At 34.2% G+C, this 20,313-nt stretch carries 19 protein-coding genes and 1 riboswitch; of the genes, 9 read left to right on the forward strand and 10 right to left on the reverse strand.

Going from position 1 to position 20,313, the window contains the following annotated elements; genetic code table 11:
• Nucleotides 1–6: 6 nt before the first annotated feature.
• Together CD30_RS00215 and CD30_RS00220 are read right to left on the reverse strand one after the other, a co-directional pair.
• A complete protein-coding gene (locus tag CD30_RS00215) occupies nt 7–1,020 on the reverse strand; it encodes an LLM class flavin-dependent oxidoreductase (RefSeq protein ID WP_036170760.1) in 1,014 nt (337 codons plus the stop codon).
• A gap of 12 nt (nt 1,021–1,032) precedes the next feature.
• Nucleotides 1,033–1,317 carry a DUF3219 family protein gene (locus CD30_RS00220; RefSeq protein WP_036170763.1) on the reverse strand — a complete coding sequence of 95 codons (285 nt, stop codon included), beginning with the start codon at nt 1,315–1,317 and terminating at the stop codon, nt 1,033–1,035.
• A 289-nt stretch (nt 1,318–1,606) separates the two neighbouring features.
• Here CD30_RS00220 and CD30_RS00225 point away from each other — a divergent pair, with 289 nt between their 5' ends.
• Nucleotides 1,607–2,248, forward strand: a complete 642-nt coding sequence (locus CD30_RS00225) for an FMN-dependent NADH-azoreductase (RefSeq protein WP_036170765.1) — start codon at nt 1,607–1,609, stop codon at nt 2,246–2,248.
• A gap of 101 nt (nt 2,249–2,349) precedes the next feature.
• Here CD30_RS00225 and trhO read toward each other — a convergent pair whose 3' ends face one another.
• The 8 genes from trhO to CD30_RS00265 form a co-directional block, all read right to left on the reverse strand.
• Nucleotides 2,350–3,306 carry an oxygen-dependent tRNA uridine(34) hydroxylase TrhO gene (trhO, locus tag CD30_RS00230; RefSeq protein WP_036170767.1) on the reverse strand — a complete coding sequence of 319 codons (957 nt, stop codon included), beginning with the start codon at nt 3,304–3,306 and terminating at the stop codon, nt 2,350–2,352.
• 467 nt (nt 3,307–3,773) lie between these two features.
• Nucleotides 3,774–4,328 (reverse strand): helix-turn-helix domain-containing protein, encoded by a 555-nt coding sequence (locus tag CD30_RS00235; RefSeq protein ID WP_052125987.1) that lies wholly within the window; start codon nt 4,326–4,328, stop codon nt 3,774–3,776.
• On the reverse strand, nt 4,315–5,973 hold the full coding sequence (locus CD30_RS00240; RefSeq protein ID WP_036170769.1) for a M20/M25/M40 family metallo-hydrolase: 1,659 nt from the start codon (nt 5,971–5,973) through the stop codon (nt 4,315–4,317). The genes CD30_RS00235 and CD30_RS00240 overlap by 14 nt, the downstream gene beginning before the upstream one ends.
• An 18-nt stretch (nt 5,974–5,991) precedes the next feature.
• Nucleotides 5,992–6,861, reverse strand: coding sequence for an arginase family protein (locus CD30_RS00245; protein ID WP_036170770.1), 870 nt, complete (start codon nt 6,859–6,861; stop codon nt 5,992–5,994).
• Between the two features lie 13 nt (nt 6,862–6,874).
• Complete coding sequence (locus tag CD30_RS00250) at nt 6,875–7,651, reverse strand: ABC transporter permease (RefSeq protein ID WP_036170772.1); 777 nt, start codon at nt 7,649–7,651, stop codon at nt 6,875–6,877.
• Nucleotides 7,644–8,462, reverse strand: a complete 819-nt coding sequence (locus CD30_RS00255) for an ABC transporter permease (protein WP_036170775.1) — start codon at nt 8,460–8,462, stop codon at nt 7,644–7,646. Before CD30_RS00255 ends, CD30_RS00250 begins: the two co-directional genes overlap by 8 nt.
• Nucleotides 8,459–9,466 carry an ABC transporter ATP-binding protein gene (locus CD30_RS00260; protein WP_052125988.1) on the reverse strand — a complete coding sequence of 336 codons (1,008 nt, stop codon included), beginning with the start codon at nt 9,464–9,466 and terminating at the stop codon, nt 8,459–8,461. Before CD30_RS00260 ends, CD30_RS00255 begins: the two co-directional genes overlap by 4 nt.
• A gap of 56 nt (nt 9,467–9,522) precedes the next feature.
• Nucleotides 9,523–10,572 (reverse strand): extracellular solute-binding protein, encoded by a 1,050-nt coding sequence (locus CD30_RS00265; protein WP_036170778.1) that lies wholly within the window; start codon nt 10,570–10,572, stop codon nt 9,523–9,525.
• A 278-nt stretch (nt 10,573–10,850) separates the two neighbouring features.
• Here CD30_RS00265 and CD30_RS00270 point away from each other — a divergent pair, with 278 nt between their 5' ends.
• The 8 genes from CD30_RS00270 (at nt 10,851) to CD30_RS00305 (ending at nt 20,260) form a co-directional block, all read left to right on the forward strand.
• Nucleotides 10,851–11,138: a MerR family transcriptional regulator gene (locus tag CD30_RS00270; RefSeq protein WP_052125989.1), complete on the forward strand. Its 288-nt coding sequence runs from the start codon at nt 10,851–10,853 to the stop codon at nt 11,136–11,138.
• A 161-nt stretch (nt 11,139–11,299) separates the two neighbouring features.
• Nucleotides 11,300–11,935, forward strand: coding sequence for a LysE family transporter (locus CD30_RS00275; protein WP_036170781.1), 636 nt, complete (start codon nt 11,300–11,302; stop codon nt 11,933–11,935).
• A gap of 283 nt (nt 11,936–12,218) precedes the next feature.
• On the forward strand, nt 12,219–14,345 hold the full coding sequence (locus CD30_RS00280) for a sensor domain-containing protein (protein WP_036170784.1): 2,127 nt from the start codon (nt 12,219–12,221) through the stop codon (nt 14,343–14,345).
• A gap of 113 nt (nt 14,346–14,458) precedes the next feature.
• A riboswitch (cobalamin riboswitch) is annotated at nt 14,459–14,666 on the forward strand.
• A gap of 175 nt (nt 14,667–14,841) precedes the next feature.
• Nucleotides 14,842–15,837, forward strand: coding sequence for an ABC transporter substrate-binding protein (locus tag CD30_RS00285; RefSeq protein ID WP_036170787.1), 996 nt, complete (start codon nt 14,842–14,844; stop codon nt 15,835–15,837).
• A complete protein-coding gene (locus tag CD30_RS00290; RefSeq protein WP_036170790.1) occupies nt 15,800–16,870 on the forward strand; it encodes a FecCD family ABC transporter permease in 1,071 nt (356 codons plus the stop codon). Before CD30_RS00285 ends, CD30_RS00290 begins: the two co-directional genes overlap by 38 nt.
• Nucleotides 16,867–18,264: an ABC transporter ATP-binding protein gene (locus CD30_RS00295; RefSeq protein ID WP_036170794.1), complete on the forward strand. Its 1,398-nt coding sequence runs from the start codon at nt 16,867–16,869 to the stop codon at nt 18,262–18,264. Before CD30_RS00290 ends, CD30_RS00295 begins: the two co-directional genes overlap by 4 nt.
• A 27-nt stretch (nt 18,265–18,291) precedes the next feature.
• Nucleotides 18,292–19,683 carry a cobyrinate a,c-diamide synthase gene (locus tag CD30_RS00300; protein WP_036170797.1) on the forward strand — a complete coding sequence of 464 codons (1,392 nt, stop codon included), beginning with the start codon at nt 18,292–18,294 and terminating at the stop codon, nt 19,681–19,683.
• Nucleotides 19,676–20,260, forward strand: a complete 585-nt coding sequence (locus tag CD30_RS00305; RefSeq protein WP_268871074.1) for a cob(I)yrinic acid a,c-diamide adenosyltransferase — start codon at nt 19,676–19,678, stop codon at nt 20,258–20,260. Before CD30_RS00300 ends, CD30_RS00305 begins: the two co-directional genes overlap by 8 nt.
• Nucleotides 20,261–20,313 lie beyond the last annotated feature (53 nt).

The following is a 20,313-nucleotide window of genomic DNA, read 5'->3' on the forward strand; positions in this document are numbered from 1 at the left end:
GATGGATTAGGAGAGTTTTTTATTATCGTTAAGTAATTCTTGTGCGATCAATTTATATGATTCAATTCGATCTATTGGTGAATGAGTAATAGTCAAAATCATAAATTCATCTACTTGATATTTCGCCTGTAAATTAAGAAGAGCTTGTCCGATTTCTTTTGGACTGCCGATAAGCATTTTGTCTTTCATTTCTTCTAACATTCTTCTGTCTTTTTCATTTAAGTTAACGGCTTGTGCTTCCTCATAAGAGGGGACTGTTTTTCCTTCGCCTTTTGCACTCAACAATTGCCAAATTAAAGTGCTATATGCTATTTCTTCTGCTCTTTCCGTCGTCTCAGCACAGATTGCCGGTATAGTAACTAACACCTCTGGAGAACCTTCCTTTTGCTTTGGTTGAAAAGTGTTTCGATAGGATTGAATAATTTCCGTTCCTTCGAGTTCGCTCATAAATTGCCCAAATGCATAGGCTAAACCAAATCGAGCCGCAAGCTCGGCGCTTTTTTGACTGGTTCCAAGCATCCACGGAGTTGGTGTTACTTGTGGCATCGGCGAGGCAGTCACCTTTGAAAAGGGATGATCTTTAGGGAAATCTTGATGAAAGAAATGAAGTAGCTCTTCAACTAACTCTGGCATCTTATAAACCTGCTGCAAAAAATTGTCCGATAAAGCATTTGTTGCTTCCGCAGAGCCACCAGGGGAGCGACCTATTCCAATGTCAATACGATTTGGGAATAGCGTTGCTAGCATATTATAAACTTCTGCCACTTTATATGGCTTATAATGTGGCAATAAAACAGCGCCACACCCTAAACGAATATGTTTTGTGTGAGCCCCAATATAACTAATCATCACCTCAGGAGCAGAACAGGCAAGACCTGGTAAATCGTGATGCTCGCTAATCCAAAACCTTGTATAACCTAGTTCATCTCCAATGCGAGCTAAATTCATCGATTCATCTAATGCTTCTTTAGCAGTTTGATTTGAAGAAATAGGGGATTGATCTAAAATGCTTAATTTCATCACAGACACCGCCTAATGTTTTACTTCCACTAAACTTAATTTATAATCTGCTACTTGACCTTTTTCGTATAAATTTGTAATTGAAGTGGAGTAATTTTGTATCGTTCCTCTGAAAGCTATATTACGTTCTTCCACTTTCACATTAAAGCTTCCTTCATAGAGCAAGACAGCAATATCATGATAATCTTCACTCGTTACTTTAAAGTGTATATCAATTTTGTACAATCCGTTCTCATGACTCTCTTCATAGCTCTCAATTGGAATCACACGGTCATTTAATAATATTTCTTTTACCAAAATATTACCTCCTCATTAGTCCTTCTAATGGGAATCATAGCACTGCCAAAAGAAAGGGTAAATGAAAAGGAACTACAGATGAAATACTGTATGAAGTTATCATCTTGATTAAGTTAATTGTCGAACAGAAGAATAAGTATAGCCATCCTGAGCAGAATATAATAATCCATTATGAGCAGAAAATTAGTATTACCATATAATTACCTTTATACTTATGATTTGTTGCTTTTTTATTTCTGTAAAAGAAATAATAAAGAGCATGAGAAAGTGTAATAAAGGAGTTAGAAAAATGACAAAAAATGTATTAGTAATTAAAGCAAATAATCGCCCAGACGGTGTTTCAACAAAAATGTATGAAACATTTGTTGCTGAGGCTAATCAAATCGAAGGTGTTCAAGTAACAACTTTTGATGTGTTTGAAGAGAATATGCCGTATTTTGGACAAACACTTTTCAATGCATTCGGTAAATTGCAACACAATGAAGAATTAAATGAAGCAGAAGCGGCAACAATTGCAGCTAGACAAAAATCTATGGATGCAATTAAAGCAGCAGATGTAGTAGTATGGGCATTCCCATTATGGAACTTAACAATCCCAGCTGCACTTCAAACTTTTATTGATTACACATATGCTTCAGGATTCTCCTTCAAATACAATGAAGAAGGACAATTAGTAAGTCTGTTAACTGATAAAAAGACGATTATTTTATCAGCGCGCGGTGGTTACTATTCAACACCTGAAACTGCTCCACTTGAAATGGCACATACATACATTAAAAATGTAGCATGTGGTGTTTACGGAATGGAATTACTTGACGAAGTAGTAATCGAGGGACATAATGCAGAACCTCAAAGAGCAGAAGAAATTATTGCTGAAGGATTAGAAAAAGTTAAGAAATCTGCACAATTATTAAAAGCAGTTACTGCTTAAAAATATTAAAGGTTATGCCTTAAATCCATTGATTTGAGCATAACCTTTTTTTATTTAAAGTATATGAACATAAAAAAGAATGGGAAATTCCCATTCTTTAACTATTTCACTAGTTCTTGTTCTAATTTTGCAACGACTTCTGCAACATATTCTTCTGATAAGTTATGTTTTGCTACATAGCGATTGCGTGGGTCTTTTGTACATGCAATTGTACAACCACCAAGGTGTTTTGCTTCGTTCTCCTCTGATGCAAGAATTTGCTTATTGCATTCAGGGCTTGCACAATTAACGTAACGTTCACATGGTGTGCCGTCATAATGGTCACGACCAACTACTACATGCTCCACTTGGTTAATCGGAACAGTTAAACGTTCGTCAAACACATACATTTGACCATCCCAAAGCTGACCTTTTGCAACTGGGTCTTTACTATAAGTAGCAATTCCACCGTGTAATTGACCAACCTCTTCACCAATTCCTTCACGCATTAACCAGCCTGAGAATTTCTCACAACGTATACCGCCTGTGCAATATGTTAAAACACGTTTACCTTCGAACAACTTTTTATTGTCAATAATCCATTGTGGAGTATCACGGAATGTTTCTACATCCGGACGAATCGCTCCACGGAAGTGACCAACATCATATTCATAAGTGTTACGAACGTCTAATACAACTGTATCTTCACGTTGCATTTCCTCAAAGAATTCTTGTGGGGAAAGGTAACGGCCAGTAATTTCATGCGGATTAATATCTTCTGGTAAGCTTAAGTTAACAAGCTCTGGACGTGGGCGACAGTGCATTTTCTTAAATGCATGACCTTCAGCTTCATCCACTTTGAAGACAATCCCTTTAAATAAAGGATGGTTTTTCATGTATTCCATATAAGTATTTGTATCTTCAATCGTACCAGAAACCGTTCCATTGATGCCTTCTTGTGCAACAAGGATACGACCTTTTAAGTTGATTGATTTACAAAAGTCTAAGTGCTCTGCAGCAAATTCTGCAGGATCTTCAATGTGATTGTAAAAATAATACAATAAAACACGATATTCCATATTTTCTCCACCTATCATTAATATTTGCAGGATATTCCTGATGGTGAACTTCTACATAATGAAGAAATTCATTGCGTTACAACTTTATCGTATGCTCAATCCGTTATGATTAGATACTCCAAAGTAGCAACCTTATAAACATAACATATATAAAGCAATTAGTTTATCAGTCATAGGTCCGAAGTTTTATCCAATATTAAGGAGGATAGAATATAAAAAACTCTCAACTCGAATGTTTTGTATATAGGTTTTAATGATAGTAATTGAAATTATTTAAAATTTGTGAGAAACCGTTTGAATTCCATCACGTTACCCTTCTTATTCTTACTTAAATGTGCCATAAAATAGGGGAGGGAAATTAATAATAATAGACATTATGTTTTTTCTCGAATTTTAAAAGAGGGGAGAGGGCTAATGGATAGAAAAAAGTGAGTTACCAATTCTTCTTGATAACTCACTTTCAATACTTAAGCTTTAGGGAACATTATCCATAGGCATTTTATCCACTGATTGCTCTTATTATAAAAACAATGTGGTAAAGTACTATCAAAATTAATACTATCCCCTTCATTTAATATATATTCTTGGCCATGAATAAATAATGTTAATGTCCCGGATATAACATATCCAAACTCATCTCCGTTATGAGAAAGCTCGGGGGGGATAAATTCACTATTAGGTTCAACCAATAACTCCATAACATCTATTTTCTTAAGAGGGTTTGGAATCAACATTTTGTACCGAACGTTTGGATGAAGAATTTTAATCTCCTCATTTTCCTCACTTCTTAAAACTTTTATTTTCTCATCAAAAGATTCTCGTAAAAATCTAAATATAGGAACTTCTAAAATAGTACTGATTTTCCAAAGTGTTTCTAGTGAAGGGGAGGCTTGTCCCCGTTCTATTTGAGATACCATACTTTGACTTACACCAATTTTGTTGGCGAGTTCTTCGACGGTTAAACTTGAATCCTTTCTAGCTTCTCGTATCAGATTCCCTACTAGCGCCTTAGGAAATTCCATCTTCTTCCTCCTTGCTATATACCTCCAATGCAAGTCTAAGAAGTTTAGGTGCGTCATTTTCGAAATAACTTCGATGTAGTCTTTCGGTGCTTTTGTGAGCATCTTTACCGTAAGGACCGATGTTAACAGTAGGCACATTTAGACTTTCGATTTCGAATAAAGGCAAATCATAATTTTTTTTCCATAGAGGCATGTTTTTTCCAAATATTCTATCATATTCTTCTGCATTTCTCATTGAAAAATAACTCACATCTGAAAGTCCTGTAAAATATTCTTTTAGTTTAATTGTTTCATTACTTACATGCTTAAATTCTTCAATAATGTTCAATAACTTATTATAAGCATGATTAAACGAGTCTCCTCCATTGCGTAGGTTAACGGCAGGGTAGAATGGAGGTGCGAGTGTAATTAAATAAAATGGAGCTAAATGATTAAAATAGGAACATAGTTTCTGGATATATAATATCGATAATTCTTGTAAACTGTTCTCTTTTTCAGCACTCTTCATAAATACCGTTAGATCTGTAAGGAAATCTTCGCCATACTTTTCTTGACCTTGTTTTACTAAATCTGAATAAGAATAAACTTTTGGCTTTTGAATGAGCTCTCCACTTATATTTTGTCCAGAGTTAAACACTTGGAAATAACGCTTCCATTTATTATGAATGTTATTTGAAGATTCATTTATTATTTTTTTAAAACTTTCGAGTATTTCTTCTGGATCTTTCTGAAATAGCAAGACGTTATATAGTGCGTATGCCATCTTAGGAGTTTGAACATCATAAAACAATTTAGAGTCTCCAATTTTTAAACAAGTAGGGGGAGGAGTTTTCTCACCATCTATTTCCTCCATTAAATCTGTTGAACACTCTAATCTAGTAATGACTTCGGATAACATCCAATTCGGATTGAGTCCTTCAAGAGATTCTCCTACATGTGTTTCCTTTCCAACACAAGTAATTAGAGGTAGTATTTTTCCTATCGATCCAGAATAAATATGTTTTTCTCTTTCGCCTGGAAAACTAGAGAAATTAGGTTCCGAACAAATACAAACCTCGTATTCTAATTGAAAAGTTTTTTTAAATTCATTTAGCCAAGAAATACTAGATAATACACCCTTTGAACTTGTTTCTTCATCAGGTGTTGATAAAAGTAATAGATTGCATTGTAAATTATCTTTAATCGATTCAAATAATGCGTTTAATTGGAGTGCCAGACCAGCTTTCATATCCATAACGCCACGACCAAAAAGGTATTCTTGACTATTAATATCTAATTGAATCTCAGATTGAAAATCAGCACTTTTTAAAGACTTTGTATAATTTTCGATATCAAATGCTAAATCTTTGGCAATTCCAAAGTCATCAATTCCAACAACATCATAATGGCTTAAAAGAATGATTGTTTTAGAAGTCTTATTAGGTGATGCATAATAAGCTGCTACAGAAAATCGATTTAAATTGTCATTTTCAATATTAATCTTATAGATATTGTTCGGATTATCTTGAAAGTAAGAATGCTCATTTAATATATTAATAATTTTATTGCCCATATCATTTTCAGAAGTTGTATTTGTAATACTGGGAACTGCTACAAGACGTTGTAGCAATTCAAATAATGAAGATTTCGCTTCGACATTAGACATGTTATCCCCTACCTTAAATTACTTTGCTTTTTCTGTTAGACAATCAAATATAATCCTTGTTGCAATACTAGCTGTAATACCTTGAGGGTCGTATAAAGGATTTACTTCAGCAATATCAAAAGCATCGATATATGGATAAAGAGCGTCTAACATTGTAAAGCATTGATGAGGAGTTAAACCACCTGATTCATTTGCACCAGATCCAGGGGCAAATGCTGGATCAAGTACATCGATATCAAATGTACAATATACTTTGTCTACGCGTTTACATACTTCAATAACTTGATTAATAATATCTGTAATTGGCATAGTATGTACTTCATTTGCTGTAAATTGAACAATTGGGTTTTCAGATAAATATTTTGAATACCAAGGGTAATTAAAGCTCCGGACGCCTATTTGAATAATATTTTCAGCTTTAACTCTATCCAGTTCTAATGCACGTCGCATTTGACTACTTTGAGAAAACTTCCCTTGAATTTTAGAATCGTCTACTAAATCTAAATGAGCATCAAATTGAATGATTGCTATTTCACCTTCACATGAATCATGAAGTGCTTTAATCGGTGAATAAGATATAGAATGATCTCCGCCTAAAACAAAGGGCATATATCCATCATCAATAGCTTGTTTCACTTTACTTTCTGCATTTTTAAATGTTTCTTCATAGCTATAAGCAACAATATCAATGTCTCCTAAATCAATAAGTTCTGAATTAGATAGATCAATAAGTTTTTTCTTATTTACATTGTATATTTGATTGTTTTCTATGCGGTTAAATAACCATCTGGAATCTTCTCTAATTGCTTTAGGAGCATAGCGTGAGCCGGGTCTTCCTAGCGAAGCTCCTCCATCCCAAGGGAATCCGATTAATGCAATTTTACTCATAAAAAAACCTCCATTATTCGATGTACTGATGTATTTTGAAGAACTTTTCTGAAATTAAAATAATAATAATTGAAACGATAACAATTGCTGTCGAAAGTGCTGTCACAATTGGATTAATGTCTAAGTTAATATATTGGAATATTTTAATAGGCAATGTAATCGTATCTGCATCAGCTAAAAATACCGTTACTGTGTATTCATCGATTGATACTAGAAATGCTAACAATCCACCAATTAAAGTTGCAGGCAATAATTGGGGCAAAACGACTGTTCGAAACATATAAAAAGTACTCGCTCCATGAACAATCGCAGCTTCTTCTATAAATGGATTCATCTGTTTTAAAGATGCAATACAGATTCTTATAATATATGGAGAAATAATGATGATATGGGCTAAAATAATTCCCGTTACTGTTCCTAGTAATTCAAGCTTTACGAAAAAAACCATCAGTCCTATTCCAGTAGTTACATAAGGTATAATAAGTGGTCCCAAAAATAAATTTTCTAAAACCTTTGAATATTTAATTTGCCCTTTAACAATTCCTAAGGATCCGAATATTCCAATTATTGAGGCTGCAAAAGTAGCGATAATCGCTATGATGAAAGTCAGCCATAATGAATTTAGTAAATTACTATCAGAAAATAAAGATTGATAGTTCTTAAGAGTTAATGACGAAAAATCTAATTGAAACATATTTTCTGTAAATGAAATGGGTGTAATGATTAAAATTGGTCCTAATATAAACAAATATATAATACTGACTAATAGAATTCTTATTGCTTTAGGCATTATCATACTTCCTTTCTAAAGCACCTAATATAATTAGAACAAATAAAACGATAATCAGTAATAATATTGATACTGAGGCACCCATTCCAATATTGCCTAGGTTAACAACAAGTGTATAAACGAGATTTGCTAACATACCATTAGAAGGACCGCCTAACAAAATTGGAACTAAAAAAGTGCTAGCAGCTAATGTGAATGATACTGAAGCTGATGCAAATACCCCAGGTAATGATAGGGGGAATATGATTTTCCAAAAGGTATTAAATGGCGTTTCACCTAACGTTATGGAAGCATCAATTAAAGATGGCTCCACTTTTTTTAGTGTTGTGTACATATTGAGTACAACAAACGGCAGTATATAGTGGACAATCCCTATTATTACTGAAACAGATGAGAATAAAATCGTTTCTTGGTTAAAGACCTTTTCATAAATGTTTGAAATAAAACCATCACTGTTTAATAAAATTATCCAACCATAAAGTCTAATTATCAGACTTATGAACATTGGTAAAATTGTTATTATTAGTAAATATCCTTGGAAGGGCTGTTTTACTTTTACAATAAAGTAAGCTAGGGTATAGCCAATAATTAATGTGATAATTGTGCTTATTATTGCTGTATATAGCGTTCTCCAAAGAGTTAATAAATACATTTTGTTTTCGAATAGAGCTGTATAGTTATCTAAAGTAAAATTTTGACCTTTATATAAGCTTTGGAAAAATATTAAACATAAAGGGTATAAAAAGAAGATGGCCATAAATATCAGTGCAACTAAGCCGACGATTCGATAAAAATTTATGACACCTTTCATATTTTTACATCACCCTTATCCTTAAAAAAATGTGCTCGATTTGGTTCAATATTGATTCCGACATAGCCGTTAGTAAATATTTCTTCGGAGACTAGGTAGGGAAGCATTGATATTAAAGTTTGTCCATTTGAACCATTAATTTCTATTGTGATTTCAGTATTACTTCCTAGGTAACGGTAGTCAGTAATTCTGTGTTTATTAGTTTCGGTTGGGTTAGAAATAAGAATATCTTGCGGCTTGATATTGATAATCCCATCTCCAAATGAAGCTGCAGTATCTTTTGGGATTACGTTTAATGTTCCGACATTAAGTATACCTTCATTATTTATATGTCCATTGAGCTTATTAGTATAGCCGAAAAAGTCTGCTACAAAAGAGGTTTTTGGTTTCTCAATAATTTCCCTTGGACTTCCAAATTGTTCAAGAATGCCTTTGTTTAAAACAGCGATTTGATCTGATAAATAAAGAGCTTCATTTTGATCATGCGTAACATAAACGGCTGTGAAACCTAATTCTTTGTGTAGTCGATGGATTTCTCTAAGCATTTGATCTTTTAACCTTGCATCTAAATTAGAGAGAGGTTCGTCAAAAAGTAAAATATCTGGTTCAATAATCATGGCTCTAGCCAAACTAACTCGTTGCTGTTGACCGCCTGAAAGTTCTTTTGGCTTTCGATTTGCCAATTTTCCTAATCCAACTAAATCTAAATATGTTTCTACTTTTTCTTTAATTATTTTTTTATCAACTTTACGTGCCTTTAATCCATATGCCACGTTTTCAAATACTGTGAGGTGGGGAAAGAGTGCGTAGTTTTGGAAAACCATTCCGAAATTTCTTTTGTTTGCTGGTATATTTGTAAGTTCATTGTTGTTAACTAAAATGTTTCCTGAAGAAACATCTAGTAATCCGGCAAGCATTCTTAATAAAGTAGTTTTTCCAGAGCCACTAGGACCGAGAAGACTTAAAAACTCGCCTTTATTTAATGACAAGCCAACATTATTCAATGCTAGCTCGCCTCCAAATAATTTACTCACGGATTTTAACTCTAGATAATAAGAGTCTATTGAGTAGTTACTTCTGTCCATTTCAATAACCATTCCTCTCGATAACCTAAAATCTCATTCCAATCTGGAGCAATCAGCTGACTAATATCCTCTTTTCCGTAAACCACTAAAGTATCAGAAGGAAGTTCAACTTGTTCGTTTGTTGGTCCATAATATAATTCTTCTGCAAATCCGATTTGTGCTTCCGTTTTTAATGTGTATTCAATAAATTCCATTGCTAATTCAGCATTTTTACTACTTTCAAGTACACCTAAGCCGCTTCTAATTAATATTCCGCCTTCTTTTGGAATTGTAAATTCAACCGATTGACCAGCATCTTTTAAAGCGTATGCTCGTCCATCAAACCAAGAGGCTAGTACAATCTCATTTGAACTGAATAAAGACTCTGGTGAAGAAAATGAAGAATAGTATTGTGAAATAGATGGTGTAAGTTCTTCATAGTAACTCCAAACTTTACTCATATCTGACTCAGAACTATTAACGGCTTCCTTAATCATCAAAATATCAGGGATCCATTGACTCATTAATGAAACTTTTCCAGAATAGTTTTGGTTAGATAAATCTAACCAAGATGTTGGTTGATCAACAACTTCCGGATTGTAAGCAAGTCCCCATGCGCCAAATACATTCACTATGCCATATAAATTTTCATCTTTTCCATATAACTTTGCTTGATCATATAAACTGTCCAAACTAGGTATATTTTCAGAATTAATTGTTTTTAAATATCCCTGGTTCGCAGCATCGATTAAATCAAAATCATCTAATTGAATCACATCAATATTACCAGCTCCACCTTGTGCAATTTTTGTTACACCAGTATAAGGTGCTAGTTCAACATTGACATTAGGATGATCGTTTTCAAAAGGTTCTACTACGTATTTTGTTAATACTTCATCATATGTACCTCCAAATGATGATACTGTAAGTGTTACACTTTCATTTGAGTCGGCTGCATTTGATGAAGAATTTTCATTACCATTTGAACATCCAACTAATGTTGTTGCTGTTAACAAAAATAAAGATAACCATTTAGCCTTTTTCAATATGTATCTCCTCCTTAAATAATTAATAGAATTAATATTCTATTAATTCGAATTATAAAAAGATTCTAAATATAAATCAAATTTTATGTTAGATTTTCTTACATAAGATTTTGAATAAATTGTATTTTTATTATTTTCAATATCATTTAATGGATTTTTATTATTTATATTTAATGATATTAAATATAAATAAATCTAAATTATAAATTTATTTTGAATTATTAAATAATATGTTAAATTTATTAAATAATTGTTAATAGAATAAAGGGGGTTCTTGTATGGATGATTTGCTCGAGTTGAAGATAATTACGATAGGAAATGTTAGTAATGTAACTGGCCTTTCGGAAAGGCAAATAAGGTACTATGAAGAAAAGCAACTAATATTCCCAAAGAAAAGCTCAAAGGGAACCCGAACTTATTCAATAAAAGATTTAGAAACGCTATTAGAAATTTCAAATGGTATAAGCGAAGGCTTGCAAACAAAGGAAATTCGAGAAAGGTTAAATGATACTAGTTCGAAAAAAAAATCAAACAATCGAAATGGTAATGAAAATAATAGAAAATGATTGATTTTAATTTTTAATAATCCATTAATTTTCCTTCAGCACTTACAAAAGTTGCTTTTATAATTTGAAATATATTATAGAGAAGATTAGAACTATTATGTTATAGTGGATAAAATAAAACGGACGTAAGAAGGAACCAAATTGTGAGAGAAGTGTAGTTTGTGACTTTATTCTTTACGTATCTGATCGTGGGTCTAACAATTGCAATGCCAGTTGGAGCCATAACGATTGAAATGACAAAGCAAGGCTTGAAGAAAGGCTTTATGCACGGCTGGGCTGTAGGGCTTGGCGGAATGACTGTGGACACAGTACTTATCCTTTTGTTATATATGGGATTTGCCTCTGTTCTTGCGATACCTATGATTCAAATACCGTTATGGTTAATCGGTGCATTATTTCTTATTTTTCTTGGATATGATTCTATTAAAAATTCCGATAAAGATATTGTTTTGTCTGGAGAACAGGTCAATCAATCATTTATTCGGACATATCTTAATGGATTGTTAGTAGCAGTTTCTCCAGGAAATGTTGTCTTTTGGATTTCAGTGTTTGGCGCTGTTTTATCGAATACTTATGATGAAACAGAAACGACAAGCTTTTTAATTGTTGGTGCTGGGATTTTATCAGGGATACTCCTACATGATATTGGTTTATTATCCATTGTGTCCATCACTAGAAAAGTAATGAGTCGTAGTATGATTAAATGGGTATCGGTAGTTGCTGGTATTATCTTAATCTGCTTTGCTGGGTACTTCTTATATGAGTTTGTGATCGCATTATCTGGATTAATTAGTTAAATTATATCGAAATGAAAAATCGTACTATCTCATTTGTAAACGGTGAGATGAGTACGATTTTTTTCGGGTTCTGATAGAAAGATGAAGGTTCTCAAGTCGTTACATCCACTCAATTGTGTGATTAAAAATAAAGTCAACAATCCGTACAATAATATGTGACAATATACAAAGTTTAGAACATAGTGATTTTCAAGTGAAAATAGAGACCATAATAAAAAATATTGAAAGTTGAATACTAAAACTAATATACAAAGTACTTACCTAATTAAAGGAGTATACATTCATGTTAAATAACAATCGTTTCTTCTATAATCTAGAAAATTATTCAAAGTTACCAGAAGAAATAAAGGAAGAGTTAAAAGTACTCCGTAAAATGGAGTATGTTATTAATCAATCCGTTATTATGGCGATTACAGACAGGAAAGGCTGCATTACATATGTAAATGATTTACTATGTGAAGTTTCTCAATATAAAAGAGGTGAGCTAATTGGGCAACGTCACGAAATTTTATATTCACAAAGCTATAAAAATCGGTTTATTGTAGCGATGCTCGAAACCGTAAAAAGAGGACAAGTTTGGAAGGGGGAGATATTAAGCAGAAAGAAAGATGGTTCACATTATTGGATTCATACAACCATCGTACCCTTTATCAATGATGAAAATGATGAATATCAATATTATTCCATCAGTAAAGAGATTACGAAAGAAAAAGAAATTGAAGAAGACCTGAAAAGAAGTCATGAAAACTATCGTTTAATAGCGGAAAACACCATTAATCTTGTAACCCTTCTCGAAACGGACGGTTCATTTCAATATATTTCACCCAGCTTTAATAGCATACTCGATTACGATGTGCCGACTTTAATGAATGAGAACTTCTTTAATATCGTTCACCCTGAGGATCTCAAGACAGTAAAGGAAGATGTACAAACTTATTGTAGGAAAAGGAAAGAACCATTGTTGATGGAATTTCAGATTCTTCATCCCGAAGGAGAATATATTGACGTGGAAGCTTCAATCCGTGCTATTAGCAATACAAGTTACTCAAATGAAGATTTAATTTTAGTGGTAATGCGAGATATTCGAGGTCGTAAAGAGATTGAACAAAAAATTTATCATTTAGCCTACCATGATCCATTAACAAATTTTCCAAACCGTCGTTCTTTTATGATAAAACTACGAGATGAAATTCTAAATCGAAGAAAAACAAAAGAAAAAATGGCCATTCTTTTTATTGATTTAGACAATTTTAAATCGATTAATGACCAGTGGGGCCATGACATGGGAGACTTAGTGTTGAAGGAAGCAGCAATCATGATCCAATCCTCTATTTGCCCATCTGATGTAGCTGCAAGACTAGGTGGAGACGAGTTTATGGTCATGCTAAAAAGTATCCGAGACGATCAAGATACAATAAATGTCGTACAAAGTATATTAAAGAAATTTCAATCACCTCTATTCGTAGATGGTCAAGAATTTATAATTACTTGTAGTATTGGTATAGCAAATTACCCTGAACATGGCAGATCATCTGAAGAGTTAATGAAAAATGCAGATGATGCCCTATATAGTGTGAAAGGACAGGGGAAAAATAATTTCATCATTTTTAACAAATCCATAGAAAATAAAACATTAGAAAGAAGGCTACTTGAAAATGCACTAAGAAAGGCTATTAAGAAACAGGAATTTTATTTGGAATATCAGCCCAAATTGAATATTTCTACGAATGAGATAATAGGTATGGAAGCGTTAGTAAGATGGAATCATCCAGACTTGGGAACTATACCACCAGTTAAATTTATATCTTTAGCTGAATCGACAGGTCTTATTATCCCATTAGGTGAATGGATATTAAGAGAAAGCTGCAGACAGACGAAAGAATGGCAAGAAAAGGGCTATCCACAATTACGTGTATCGGTTAATGTGTCTGTTCGTCAGTTTGAAGACCCATATTTTATCGAAAAGATTAAAAGAATACTACATGAAATAGGATTAGACCCACATTGGTTAGAAATTGAATTAACAGAGAGTGTTTTTGCAGATCTTAAGCATACAGTTCCAATATTAGAGGGAATTCGAAACTTAGGTATTCATATTTCTGTGGATGATTTTGGAACGGGATATAGTTCATTAAGCTATATTAAACATTTACCTATTGATACATTGAAAGTGGATCAATCCTTCATAAAAGATGTCCATTTAAATCATCAAAGTAAAGCGATTGTCTCAGCTGTTATTCATTTAGCAGAAACAATTGGATTAAATGTTATTGCAGAAGGTATTGAAACCCTTGAACATGTTGAAGCATTAAGTAAAGACGGATTGAAATTTGGACAAGGTTATTTCTACAGCAGACCATTACGATGTGAAGCATTTGAGGAGTTTGTCACAAATAATGCCAGTTTGTAAGTCGTTTGTTCATTGTATTTATCGCAGGTTGTAGATTGATTTAAAACTACAATTAAATAGAAAATATTCACAAAATAAGTACATTCAACTATAATTACCTATAGAACATAAAAATGAATATTAGACAAATAGGTTTCTTAAATGAACTTTTATAGCCAGTTCATTTAAGACGAAGAGGGAAGTTGGTGCAAGTCCAACACGGTCCCGCCACTGTAAGCGAGTAGGAAGGTTAACAAAAATCCACTATGTTTTTAAACATGGGAAGGAATAACCGACCAATGATTCGTAAGTCAGGAGACCTGCCTATTTGTGTTTTAAACTTCCTCGAGGAAAGGAACGTTTGAAGAGCAGGTAATCATAGATTAATCGTTACTTTAATCTTGATGATTGCATTTGACTGTGCTTCTCAAAAGAGATTAGCAATCATTAAGCCTTTATACGAACGCTTTCCCTCGAGGAAAGCGTTTTTTTGTGTGGAAAATTAGGAGGCGATTAAATGATAAAACAATATGTAAGAAAATGGGGATTATTAAGTTTTGTTCTTCTGCTGATTTTAAGCATAGCAACAGGCTGTGGTGCACAAGAACAACCGATTAATGGAGAAGAATCAAATTCTTTAAGTAATGATATTGAAAATAAAGATGACAATTCAATATTCCCAGTAACGATCATAGATGATGCCAATCGCGAAGTAGTTATTGAAAAGGAACCTGAATCAATCGTATCGATTCAAGCAAGTAATACAGAAATCGCATTTGCCCTTGGTCTAGGAGAGAAAATCATTGGTGTATCAGATTATTGTAATTATCCAGAAGAAGCATTAGATATTACAAAGGTAGGAGGACAAGACATTAAAGCAGAAGTAGTTTTTTCTCTTCTTCCTGATATGGCCTTTGTAACAGATTATCATTACAATACACATCCCGATCTTTTGAAGCAATTTGAGGAAGCAGGAATTGATGTTATTGTGGTTGGTAGCGCCACATCCTTTAAAGATGTTTATGGCAATATCGAAATGATTGCTAAAGCTACTGGAACTCAAGAAGTAGCCGAAGAAATTATTACGGATATGAAAGAGCGTCATCAAGCAATTAAAGATAAGGCAAAGGCTATCACAGATCAAAAAAAGGTATGGGTGGAGGTTGCACCTGCGCCAGACATTTTCACAACAGGTACGAATACATTCATGCATGAAATGCTAGAGTCCATTCATGCAATAAATGTAGCACAAGACCATGAAGGTTGGGTAAAGCTAAATGAAGAAGAAATAGTTCAATTAAATCCAGATGTAATCATTACAACCTATGGCTATTATATTGATAATCCTAAAGAACAAGTATTATCTCGAGAAGGATGGGCTGAAGTTCCGGCGGTTAAAAATGAGCTTGTGTTCGACGTCGATAGCGATACCGTTACAAGACCTGGTCCTCGTTTAATAGAAGGAGTTGAAACCCTTGCGGAATTTATCTATCCAGAGGTTTTTAGTCAATAAAATAGGGTGGCTATATATTGGTAGCATCCTACTTTTAATTAGTTCAATCCTTCTAGGTTTATTTGTTAGTAGCGTAACGATACCGGTACCAACTATTTTACATATCCTATCTGAAAAAATATTTCATATTGGATGGTTAAGTGAAATACCGATAAACGAAGAAATGATTATATGGAATATTCGATTTCCAAGAGTAGTTTTAGCACTTTGTGTAGGGGCATCTCTTTCGTTAGCGGGTGCTGCCTTTCAAGGGCTTTTACGAAACCCTTTAGCTGATCCGTATACGATTGGTGTGTCTTCAGGTGCTTCCCTTGGTGCGGTAATTGTACTATTCTTTCAGATTACGATAATTGGATTAGGGAGTTTTACACTACCGATAGTTGCGATTATAAGTGGGTTAATCACACTGCTGGTCGTTTTTGGGTTAGTTCGATTAAGTAGTAGAAGTTTAGCGATTGAAACGATTATCCTAGCAGGAATTATTGTAGGTGCCTTTATTGGAGCCCTTGTTTCACTCCTTATTTCATTAGGTGATCGAGATGCTATGACTCAAATTATATATTGGCTTTATGGCAGTGTGGGAATGAGAGGCTGGAATTACGTTCAATTAATAGTGCCGTTTATGCTCGTAGGTACAATCATATTAATCTATCACTATCGTGAATTAAATGCTCTAGCGCTAGGGGAAGAAGCAGCCGATCATATTGGGGTAAATGTTAAAAAAGGGAAAACCTTCGTATTAATCGGTGCCTCTTTATTAACAGGTGCAGCAGTAGCTGTTTCGGGATCTATCGGTTTTGTAGGATTGGTTATTCCCCATGTAGTACGTCTTGTGGTAGGTCCGAATCATCGCCATGTTTTACCACTTTCCTTCCTTATAGGCGGAGCGTTTTTAATATTGGCGGATTTATTAGCTAGATCAATTATAGCCCCTCAAGAGCTACCTATTGGAGTGATAACGGCCTTAATTGGAGCACCTGTATTTGCTGGATTATTAATCCGAGAAAGAATATCTAGGGGGAAAACGATATGATCAGCATTCAGAAGCTAGTTGGTGGATATGCTAATTCCTCTGTTATTAAAGGTATTGATATTGAAGTGGAAAAAGGAGAGTTTTTTGCACTACTAGGTCCGAATGGCAGCGGGAAAACAACATTGTTTAAGCTGATTACAGGGCAATTACCAATTACTAGTGGGAGGATTCTTTTATCTGATAAAACAATCTCCTCTTATTCAAAACTCGAGAAGGCAAAGAAGGTTGCTGTATTAACACAAGAAATACAAGTCTCCTTTGATTACACAGTAGAAGAAATCGTAAGTCTTGGGCGCTATCCTCATCAGAAAGGTTTCCTGAAGAAGCTATCAAAGGCAGATTGGAACGTTATTGAAGAGGTAATGGATATTACGAAAATAGGTGCCTTTCGAAAGAAACAGTTTCGTACAATTAGTGGCGGTGAAAAGCAGAGGGTGTTGTTGGCTAAAGCGTTGGCACAAGAGCCGGAACTTTTATTATTAGATGAGCCAACGAATCACTTAGATATTAAACATACATTTCAAATTTTAGATCTATTAAAGGAACGTCAACAAACGATGGGATTAACAATCTTTGCAATTCTTCATGATTTAAACGTAGCATCCTTATATGCTGATCGTTTTGGTTTACTAAATGACGGGAGACTTTTAGATACTGGCGATGTGGATGTATTAAGAAATGAAGAACAGTTAAGGGAAGTATATGAAGTACAAGTAAATACTCAATCTCACCCAACCATTCCGAAGCCACAATTATTAATGACGCCTAAATATGCAATTTCAAAGGATAATACTAGTTTTCATAACTTATATAAAATCAATCAAACAGCTGAACAAATGCATATCCAATTTGACCAACCATTAAGAACAATATCAAATTCAACATATGTGGACGGCATTCAGTGGATAAAAGATTTTTATATATTGAAAAATGAAAATGAAAGAAATTTGATAGATTTGATTCATTCAAATAAACAATCAGCTGTAACGACTGTCGACCATCCTCAAAATACAATCATTGTGAAGAAAGAGATTGAAAATATACAAATGGTGATCTTTACAGCTTTTGAGGTTCAAGATGTTACAAGCAATGAGCGGCTTGAAGGGAATAAGTCTATTGGGAAAATAATTACGAAGCTATTTATTGATAGTCATTTTACAGATGGAGCCATTGTTCAAGGACTTATGTTTGCATTATCAGGGAGAGACAGAGCGATGCAAAATGTAGATTCAAAGGTTAAGAATGTTGCGTCTTCCTTAACCGAACCTCTAGTCTTTGGTGTGACGCAAAGAGGGATGAAGGTAGCTACTGGGGAACTTGAAAATAAGCTTGGTAAAGCAATTGAAGAGGCTATTTATAGTACAACCAATGAAATGATAAAAAGATGTTTGTAAAAGCAAATTCATAAAGGGGGATAACGTTTGGGCAGACGAATTGTTATCGCGGGTACAGGAAGTGGTGTTGGAAAAACAACGCTGACAATCGGCATAATGGCAGCTTTAAGGAAGAAAGGTTTAGCGGTACAAGGCTTTAAATGTGGACCGGATTATATTGACCCAACTTATCATACAGCAGTGACAAAACGAGTATCTCGAAATTTAGATAGCTGGATGCTTACAAAAGAGCGAGTGATGGAAGTATTCATACATGGAAGTCAAGGAAGTGATATTTCTGTTATAGAAGGTGTTATGGGCTTTTATGATGGGAAGAATCCTGAATCCAATGAAGGCAGTACAGCGGAAATTAGTATGATTTTAAAAAGTCCCGTTATCCTCGTAGTAAATTGTGAAAGTATGGCTCGGAGTGCAGCGGCAATAGTGAAAGGTTTTCAAATGTTTTCAGATGGGCCAAAATTAGCTGCAGTGATTGCCAATAAAGTAGGTAGCGAAGGACATTATCAGCTTGTTAAAAAGGCAATAGAGCAAGAGTGCAAGGTACCGGTTATTGGATATGTAAAGCGAGACATGGATATCGAAATTCCAGAAAGACATCTTGGATTGATCCCATCAATTGAAAGAGGAGAGCTTGAACCATTTTTTGAGAAGTTGGGAGACCTCATTACAGAAACAATCGACTTAGATAAATTGCTAGAAATAGCTGAAGCTGAACCATTAAAGATAAGCGAAACAGGTTCTCTGTTTATAGGTTCAAAAGAAAAGATTGCAAAAATTGCCGTAGCAAGGGATGCTGCCTTTAACTTTTATTACCCTGAAAACTTAGAAATTATGGAAGCAAAGGGAGTAAAACTTGTGTACTTCTCACCACTTAAAGATGAGGAATTACCAAGTGATGTAGAAGGACTTTATATTGGCGGAGGATTTCCCGAAGAGTTTGCTTACAAGCTTGAGGGAAATGAAAAGGCTAAACATTCAATAAAGAGAGCCATTGAAAACGGACTTCCAACCCTTGCTGAATGTGGGGGATTCATGTATTTAACAGAATCTATCGAAACAACTGACAAGAAACAATACAAAATGGTAGGAGTCATTCCTGGGAAAGTAAAAATGCAACAAAGTTTAGCTGCATTAGGATATAGAGAAATTCGTGGATTAAATTCTAATTATCTTCTTTCGGACTTAACGGCACGGGGACATGAGTTTCATTACTCTACTTATCAAAACTTAGAGGGAAATAGATTACATGCATACGAAACAAGAGGAATGCGCGGTGTGAATAAAGAAGGCTACTTAACTCAAAATCTTGTAGCTGGCTATACGCATTTCCATTTTGCATCAAACCCAGCTGTAGTAGATAACTGGATAAGAAAATGTCTTCAATATAAGAAAAGTGTATCTTTTATATCCTTTGAGTAATTCACTAAAAAAGAAAAGGGAGATGGGGAATATGGAACAAACAAGCAAAAAGGGATTAACTCTTGTGTTTACTGGTGATGGAAAAGGAAAGACAACATCAGCTATCGGTTTGGCGGTACGAGCGGTAGGAAGAGGCTTGAAAGTGAAAATTTTTCAGTTTATTAAATCACCGCAGCGTTCATATGGGGAACAAATAGCACTTGAAAAAATAGGTGTAGAAATGGTTCAGCTAGGGACAGGTTTTACTTGGACCAAAACACCTGAGGAGCATAGAGAAGCATTAAAGAAGGCTTGGCCTATTGCAAAGGAAGCGGTTATGAGTGGGGAGTTTGATATTGTTGTTTTAGATGAGCTGAATAATGCTCTTGCAATCGATAAATTTCCAATTGACGATGTTTTACCTTTAAACGAGGTAATTGAATTAATAAAAAATAAACCAGAACATGTTCATCTCGTCATAACGGGAAGAGGTGCTAAACAGGAAGTGAAAGATATCGCTGATCTTGTTTCTGTTATTGATGCGGAGAAACATTATTATGATGAAGGTATTCCTGCAGTGAAAGGAATAGAGTTTTAGATTGCTATGAACGATCATATAGAAAATTTTGTTCAATAAGAAGAAATGAATCT

Origin of the sequence: Ureibacillus massiliensis 4400831 = CIP 108448 = CCUG 49529 (assembly GCF_000772965.1) — a bacterium.
GTDB classification, from domain to species: Bacteria; Bacillota; Bacilli; order Bacillales_A; family Planococcaceae; genus Ureibacillus; species Ureibacillus massiliensis.